Raw genomic sequence first — 8,145 nt, forward strand, 5'->3', positions numbered from 1 at the left:
CCGTCGGCGGGAGCGGCGCCCTCGTCGACGACCTCGGCCTCCACGGTCTCCGCGGCGCGCTGCGCCTCGTCGTCAGCGCCGGCCCACGCGGCGGTCTCGGCGGCGTCGCTCTTGTCGGGGCGGGTCACTTGGACTCACCCGCATTCGGCCCGGCGGGCCCGTCCTCGTCGACCACCTCGGCGTCGACGACGTCGTCGTCGGCCGCGTCACCGGTCGTGGCGTCGCCGGCCTCTGCACCCTCGGCCGCGGAGGCCTCGTAGATCGCCTGTCCGACGGCCTGGGCCTCGGTGTTGACCTTCTCCACCGCGGACTTGATCGCGTCGACGTCCGAGCCCTCGAGCGCGGTCTTGGCGTCGGCGATCGCGGCCTGGAGGGACTCCTTCTTGTCAGCCGGGATCTTGTCCTCGTTCTCCGAGACGAACTTCTCCGTCTGGTAGATCGTGGACTCCGCCTGGTTGCGGGCGTCCGCCTCCTCGCGACGCTTGGCGTCCTCGGCGGCGTGCTCCTCGGCGTCCTTGATCATCTGGTCGATCTCCTCCTTGGAGAGGCCGGAGCCCTCCTGGATGATGATCGTGTTCTCCTTGCCGGTGCCCTTGTCCTTCGCGGTGACGTGGACGATGCCGTTGGCGTCGATGTCGAAGGTGACCTCGATCTGCGGCACGCCGCGCGGCGCCGGGGCGATGCCGGCGAGCTCGAAGGAGCCGAGCAGCTTGTTCTGCGCGGCCATCTCGCGCTCACCCTGGAAGACCTGGATCTGCACGGACGGCTGGTTGTCGTCGGCCGTGGTGAAGGTCTCGGACCGCTTGGTCGGGATGGTGGTGTTGCGCTCGATGAGCTTGGTCATGACGCCACCCTTGGTCTCGATGCCCAGCGACAGCGGGGTCACGTCGAGCAGGAGCACGTCCTTGACCTCACCGCGGAGCACGCCGGCCTGGAGGGCGGCGCCCACGGCGACGACCTCGTCCGGGTTGACACCCTTGTTGGGCTCCTTGCCGCCGGTGAGCTCCTTGACCAGGTCGGACACGGCCGGCATACGGGTCGAGCCGCCGACGAGCACGACGTGGTCTATCTGCGAGACCGAGATGCCGGCGTCCTTGATGACGGCCTGGAACGGCTGGCGGCAGCGGTCGAGCAGGTCCTGCGTGATGCGCTGGAACTCGGCGCGCGAGAGAGTCTCGTCGAGGAACAGCGGGTTCTTGTCCGCGTCCACAGTGATGTACGGCAGGTTGATCGAGGTGGACTGGCTCGAGGACAGTTCGATCTTGGCCTTCTCGGCGGCCTCACGCAGACGCTGGAGCGCCATCTTGTCCTTGGTCAGGTCGATGCCGTTCTGCGCCTTGAACTTGTCGACCAGCCAGTCGACGATCCGCTGGTCCCAGTCGTCGCCACCGAGGTGGTTGTCGCCGGAGGTCGCGCGGACCTCGACGACGCCGTCGCCGATGTCGAGCAGGGAGACGTCGAAGGTACCGCCACCGAGGTCGAAGACCAGGATGGTCTGCTCCTTGTCACCCTTGTCGAGGCCGTAGGCCAGGGCGGCCGCGGTGGGCTCGTTGACGATGCGCAGGACGTTGAGACCGGCGATCTGGCCGGCGTCCTTGGTGGCCTGACGCTGGGCGTCGTTGAAGTAGGCCGGCACGGTGATGACGGCGTCGGTGACGTCCTCACCGAGGTAGGACTCGGCGTCCCGCTTGAGCTTCTGAAGAATGCGGGCGCTGATCTCCTGCGGGGTGTAGTTCTTGCCGTCGATGTCGCTGGACTTCCACTCGGTGCCGATGTGGCGCTTGACCGAGCGGATGGTGCGGTCGACGTTGGTGACGGCCTGGTTCTTCGCGGGCTGACCCACGAGGACCTCGCCGTTCTTGGCGAACGCGACCACCGAGGGGGTCGTGCGCGACCCCTCGGCGTTGGCGATGACGTTGGCCTCGCCGCCCTCGAGGACGGCGACGCACGAGTTGGTGGTGCCGAGGTCGATACCGACTGCACGTCCCATGGTGATCTCCTTCTCTGCTTCGCGAGTGTGAACTCGTCTTTAGTGGACCCGACTCAAGGGCCGAGCCGTCCGACTCCAGCCTGCCTTCCGGCCACCGGCGGAGTCAACCCGACTTGAGTCTGGTGCGCTGAGGTTTGTCGCCCCGTACAACCGGCGGTCTGCGGGTTCCATTCCCGGAGTGAGTCTACTCACAGTAAAAGATGAGTCGGTCGGACTCAACGACGAGAGCGTCCCGGCACCCCGCGGTGGGCGGAGGCGTCCGGAACGCTCGGGTCATGGAGAGAAGAAAAAGAGAAGAGAAGAAGCGACGACGACGAGGTGCACCGTCCGCCGGCACCGGGCGATCGCCCCCTGCGCCGGCGCACTCCCCGGTCTAGATCACGCCCTGGGCGAGCATGGCGTCGGCAACCTTGCGGAACGCGGCGATGTTGGCGCCGGCGACGAGGTCACCCGGGGCGCCGTACTCCTCGGCGGTCGCGGCCGCGGTGGCGTGGATGGTGGTCATGATCCGGTCGAGCTCGGAGTCCACGCGCTCGAAATCCCACTGCAGACGCCCGGCGTTCTGCCGCATCTCGAGACCGCTGGTGGCCACACCGCCCGCGTTGGCGGCCTTGGCGGGCCCGAACAGGATGCCCCGCTCGTGGATGACCTCCACGGCCTCCTCGGTGCACGGCATGTTGGCACCCTCCGCGATCACCCGGCACCCGTTGTCGGCCAGCAGTCGGGCCGCGTCGCCGTCGAGCTCGTTCTGGGTGGCACAGGGCAGTGCGATGTCGCACTCGACCTCCCACACCGTCCGCCCCTCGACGTATGTGCAGTTGCCGCGCTCCTCGGCGTACGCCGTGAGGCGTGCGCGACGCACGTCCTTGATGTCGGAGAGCAGGTCCAGGTCCAGCCCGTCCTCGTCGAGGATGTAGCCCTGGCTGTCCGAGCAGGCCACGACGGTCGCGCCGAGCTGGGCGGCCTTCTTGGCGGCATAGATCGCGACGTTGCCGGAACCGGAGACCACCACGCGCGAGCCCTCGAGGCTGTACTCGGTGTCGCGGAGCATCTCGCGCACGAAGTAGACGAGCCCGTAGCCGGTCGCCTCGGTGCGGGCCCACGACCCGCCGTACCCGACACCCTTGCCGGTGAGAACGCCCGCCTCGTTGCGACCGGTGATCCTGCGGTACTGCCCGTACAGGTAACCGATCTCGCGGCCGCCGACGCCGATGTCGCCCGCGGGAACGTCGAGGTCCGCGCCGATGTGATGCGCGAGCTCGGCCATGAACGACTGACAGAAGCGCATGACCTCGGCGTCGCTCTTGTCGTGCGGGTCGAAGTCGGAGCCACCCTTGCCGCCGCCCAGGCCGAGGCCGGTGAGGGCGTTCTTGAAGACCTGCTCGAAGCCGAGGAACTTCAGGGTGTCCTCGTCCACGGACCTGTGGAAACGCAGGCCGCCCTTGTACGGGCCGAGGTCGGAGCTGAACTGCACACGGAAACCGCGGTTGACCTGGACGACCCCGTTGTCATCGACCCACGGGACACGGAAGGCGATCACGCGCTCCGGCTCGATGATCCGCTTGAGGATCCCGCCCTCTACGTACTCGGGGTGCTGCTTGACCACGGGCGCGAGCGACTCCAGCACCTCGTGGACAGCCTGCCGGAAGAGGTGCTGTCCGGGATTACGTCGCACCACGGTCTCCAGCGCGTCATGTAGTGCGGCGTCAGCGTCGGACATGGAACCTCCGGTCGATAAGTCTTTGGTGATGACGCATGCGTCGTTGCCGAAGAGGCAGCCTAGCGGCAGGGTCCGCGATCCTCCGACTCCCCTCCCCTTCCGAAAACCGCCAGGCGATTCTCACTAATCACACGTGTCACACTGGACTCACTAATCACAGACCCGTAATCTCACCGGCATCATCCCGAGCAGCGATCGGTCGACCAGCGGTCGTCCATCTGTGCATCACGGAAGGCCATCATGCGCATCACCTCGACACTCGCCGCCGTCGCCGCAGCCGCGGCGCTGGTGGTCACCGCGTCGCCCGCCGGCGCGGAACCCTCCGCCACGCCCCCCGCACCCGCTCCCGCTGCCGCACAGCCAACCGCGGCACAGGCGCTCCCCGTCCTGGCCGACGCCCTCGCACCGCAGCTGACCTCGCTCGTCGAGGCGCTGCGGCGCGACCTGGGTCTCACCCCTGAGCAGTTCCTGGCCCAGGCCGGCATCGGCGAGCGCCTCGCCGAGGCCCGGCCCCACTGGGAGCAGCAGTTCCGCGACGCGTTCGGCGGCGTGTGGCTGGACGACGAGGGCACCGGCCTGGTCGGCGTCGTCGCCGGTCCGGCAGGTGACCGTCTCCGGTCCGAGGCCACAGAGGCCGGGTTCACCGTGCAGGACGTGGCGCTCACCACAGCAGAGCTCGATGCGCGCGAACGACAGGTGCGCAAGGTCGTCGAGGGCATGCCCGAGAACCTGCAGGAGCTCGTCACCGCCATACGCGTCGACCCCGCCCGCAACGCCGTCGTCGTCACCACTCGTGGCGGCGAGGCGGCCGAGCTGGGCAACCTCGACGCCCGGCTCCGCGATCTCGCCGAGATCGACATGATCGAGGCGCCCGACCCCCGCTGGGACACCGCGCCGTTCGGCAGCGAGGGCGGCGGGCAGTCCGAGGGGACGCCCACCGTCGACGGACTCGAGCCGGCCACCACCCGCACGGGCGCCGCCACCGGCGAGCGGCTCGACGCCCAGTCGGCGCCGGGCAGCGGGGCCGGCGGATCGGGATCGCTCGGCAGCCTCGGCCTCCTCAACGAGGCCGGCCTCATCCCCGAGGGTCCGCTCCGCACGGTCGTCGACCTCCTCGCCGGACTGACCCCCGGAACCGGCTCGATCATCGACGGCATGAACGAGACCGTGCCCGCCCAGGCCACCCCGGTGCCGGAGGACCGACGCCGCGCCATCCAGTCCGTGCCCGCCCCCGCGGGTCCGGTCGTGGGCGGTACCGCATACCAGGTGCGCGTCCCGGACGGCGTCCTCGAGTGCTCCACCGGTTTCAACGGGGAGCTCGACGGCAAGCCCGTCGTCGTCACCGCCGCCCACTGCGCCGGCGCCGACGGCACCCGCGCGGCCCTGGCCGACGGCGAGGAGTTCGGCACGATGACCGGTACGCAGCGCGAGGGCGTCGACACCGCGCTGATCGCGGTCGACGAGGACGCCGCGGACCGGTTCCGCACCAACCTCGTCGGCACCGGCGACGGCAGCACGCAGGCGATCGTCGGCACGGCGGCGCCTGTCGTGGGGCAGAAGGCCTGTAAGACCGGGTTCCGCACCGGCTTCTCCTGCGGCACCATCTCCCAGGTCGGGGCTCAGATCGACGTCGCCGGCACCCGCACCATCGAAGGCGCCTTCACCGTCGACCTGTGTGCCCTCCCCGGGGACAGCGGCGGAGTCGTCTTCTCCGGCGACCGCGCCCTGGGCATCTCGAGCGCGTCCAACGTCGCCGACACCGGCACGTGCGCCAACGCGGACACCGTCGCCCGCGCCGCCGGGGTCACCCCGCGGCTGTCGGCGGTCCCGATCGACGACGTCCTGGCCGCACACCCCGGGTTGACGCTGCGCACCCGCTGACCACCTGTGTGCACCAGCTGACCATCTATACGAACCACGCGGGCCCCGTCCCGAGTGGAGTCTGCTCCGGTTAGGGCAGCCTCAACTCGGCGAACGGGGCCCGTGTGGCTTACCTTTGACCTCGACACAGTCGACGGGCGCCCACAGGGTCTATGAGTGCTCGTGCGTCGAGAAGTGCGACGAAAGGCCGCGAACCATGTCAGGCGTGACCATCACACTCGGGACGATCGGCGTCCTGCTCAGTCTGTTCTGCTGGGCCTCGTTCATCGGCGGCGTCACCCGCATGGTGCGCGGCCTCTTCCTGGGACAGAAGGACGGATTCGACCGCTTCCGGCCGATCCTGCCCCGGCTCAAGAACGTCCTCGTCGAGGTGGGCGCCCACACCCGGATGGCGCGCAAGCGCTCGGTGGGCTTCTTCCACTGGTTCGTCATGGTCGGCTTCATGCTGGGCGCGATCGTCTGGTTCGAGGCCTACATCCAGACGTTCAACCCCCGCGGTGGCTGGCCCTGGCTGTCCGAGCAGTCCTGGTATCACGTCATCGACGAGATCCTGGGACTGGGCACCGTCATCGGCATCACCGCACTCATCATCATCCGCCAGGTCAACCAGCGCCGTGGTCTCAACCGCTTCGTCGGTTCCGACCGCAAGGCCGCCTACTTCGTCGAGACCGTCGTGCTCCTCGAGGGCCTGGGCATGATCTTCGTCAAGGCCGGCAAGCTCGCGCTCTACCGCGCCGACGGCCAGGACTTCCACTGGGCCACCGACTGGGTCTCCGGCCCGCTCTCGACGATCCTGCCCGCGAACGAGCTGATGGTCTCGATCTTCGCGCTGGTCAAGCTGCTCACCGGCATGATCTGGCTCTACGTCGTGGGCCGCAACATCACGTGGGGCGTCGCCTGGCACCGTTTCTCCGCCTTCTTCAACATCTACTTCAAGCGCGAGGCCGACGGCCGCACCGCGCTGGGTGCCCTCAAGCCCATGACCATGGACGGCGTCCCGCTGACCATGGAGAAGGTCGAGGAGCTCACCGAAGAGGACGAGGACTTCGAGCCCAAGCTGGGCGCCGGTGCGATCGAGGACTTCTCGTGGAAGGGCTGGCTGGACTTCACCACCTGCACCGAGTGTGGTCGCTGCCAGGAACAGTGCCCCGCGTGGAACACCGGTAAGCCCCTGAGCCCGAAGCTCATGATCATGTCGCTGCGCGACCACGCGACGGCGAAAGCCCCCTACCTGCTCGCCGGTGGTCAGACCACCATGGGCGAGGAGACCGGCCTGGTCGACGCCGACGGCAACCCGGACGAGGCCAAGCTGGCCAAGATCCCCGAGGCCGCCCGCCTCGAGGCCCAGCGTCCCCTGGTCGGCCACACCACCGCCGACGTCTCCGAGGACCCGACGGCCGCAGGCATCATCGACCCCGAGGCCCTGTGGTCCTGCACCACCTGTGGCGCCTGCGTCGAGCAGTGCCCGGTCGACATCGAGCACGTCGACCACTTCATCGACATGCGCCGCTACCAGGTGCTCATCGAGTCGGAGTTCCCGACCGAGCTCGCCGGCCTGTTCAAGAACCTCGAGAACAAGGGCAACCCCTGGGGCCAGAACAACTCGGGTCGTGACGAGTGGATGAACGCCCTCGACTTCGACATCCCGGTTATCGGCAAGGACGTCGAGGACTTCGGCGACACCGAGTACCTGTTCTGGGTCGGCTGCGCCGGCGCCTTCGAGGACCGCGCCAAGAAGACCACGCAGGCCGTCGCCACCCTGCTGCACACCGCCGGTGTGAAGTTCGCGGTGCTCGGTCAGGGCGAGACCTGTAACGGTGACTCGGCCCGCCGCGCGGGCAACGAGTTCCTGTTCCAGATGCTCGCCGAGCAGAACATCGAGACGCTGAACAACGCGTTCGACGGCGTGCCCACCTCGCACCGCAAGGTCGTCGTGACCTGTGCGCACTGCCTCAACACGCTGAAGAACGAGTACGGACCGCTCGGCGGCGAGTACCAGGTGGTCCACCACACCCAACTGCTCAACCGCCTCGTGCGGGAGAAGCGCCTCATCCCGGTCGCGCCGATCGACGGCAACGTGACCTACCACGACCCGTGCTACCTCGGCCGCCACAACCAGGTGTACGAGGCCCCGCGTGAGCTCATGGACGGCTCGGGCGTGACCCTCAAGGAGATGCCGCGGCACGGCCAGCGGTCCATGTGCTGTGGCGCCGGTGGCGCGCGCATGTGGATGGAGGAGACGGTCGGCAAGCGCATCAACATCGACCGTGTCGACGAGGCGCTGTCGACCTCGCCCTCCAAGATCGCCACCGGCTGCCCGTTCTGCCGCGTGATGCTCTCCGACGGGGCCACCGCCCAGACCGACGGCACCGAGCTCGAGGGTCAGGTCGAGGTCGTGGACGTCTCCCAGCTGCTGCTGGAGTCCATCTCCCGTGACGGCGGACTGCCCGATCCCCGCGAGCCCCAGTGGCTCGAGCAGCCCAAGCGGGAGAAGACGACCGCGGAGCAGCAGGCCGAGCGCGACGCCGCGGAGGCCGAGCGGGCGTCGGCTGCC

At 68.7% G+C, this 8,145-nt stretch carries 4 protein-coding genes; 2 read left to right on the forward strand and 2 right to left on the reverse strand.

Features of this window, described 5'->3' with window-relative positions; all coding sequences use genetic code 11:
- Positions 1–124: 124 nt before the first annotated feature.
- Entirely contained in the window at positions 125–1,990 is a 1,866-nt protein-coding gene (gene dnaK / locus HMPREF3086_RS07715; RefSeq protein WP_061228966.1) for a molecular chaperone DnaK, read from the reverse strand.
- 373 nt (positions 1,991–2,363) lie between these two features.
- Entirely contained in the window at positions 2,364–3,710 is a 1,347-nt protein-coding gene (gene gdhA, locus HMPREF3086_RS07720; RefSeq protein WP_061914645.1) for an NADP-specific glutamate dehydrogenase, read from the reverse strand.
- Between the two features lie 240 nt (positions 3,711–3,950).
- Here gdhA and HMPREF3086_RS19810 point away from each other — a divergent pair, with 240 nt between their 5' ends.
- Together HMPREF3086_RS19810 and HMPREF3086_RS07730 are read left to right on the forward strand one after the other, a co-directional pair.
- Complete coding sequence (locus HMPREF3086_RS19810) at positions 3,951–5,591, forward strand: S1 family peptidase (protein WP_061914642.1); 1,641 nt, start codon at positions 3,951–3,953, stop codon at positions 5,589–5,591.
- Between the two features lie 196 nt (positions 5,592–5,787).
- Positions 5,788–8,145: (Fe-S)-binding protein (locus HMPREF3086_RS07730; RefSeq protein WP_083324348.1), on the forward strand; the 2,358-nt coding region annotated here is incomplete at its 3' end.

The organism is Dietzia sp. HMSC21D01, from assembly GCF_001815995.1.
GTDB lineage: Bacteria > Actinomycetota > Actinomycetes > Mycobacteriales > Mycobacteriaceae > Dietzia > Dietzia cinnamea.

Coding starts and splice junctions, on each gene's coding strand:
- dnaK (WP_061228966.1), bottom strand. CDS start 1,990: ATGGGACGTGCAGTCGGTATCGACCTCGGCACCACCAACTCGTGCGTC.
- gdhA (WP_061914645.1), bottom strand. CDS start 3,710: ATGTCCGACGCTGACGCCGCACTACATGACGCGCTGGAGACCGTGGTG.
- HMPREF3086_RS19810 (WP_061914642.1), top strand. CDS start 3,951: ATGCGCATCACCTCGACACTCGCCGCCGTCGCCGCAGCCGCGGCGCTG.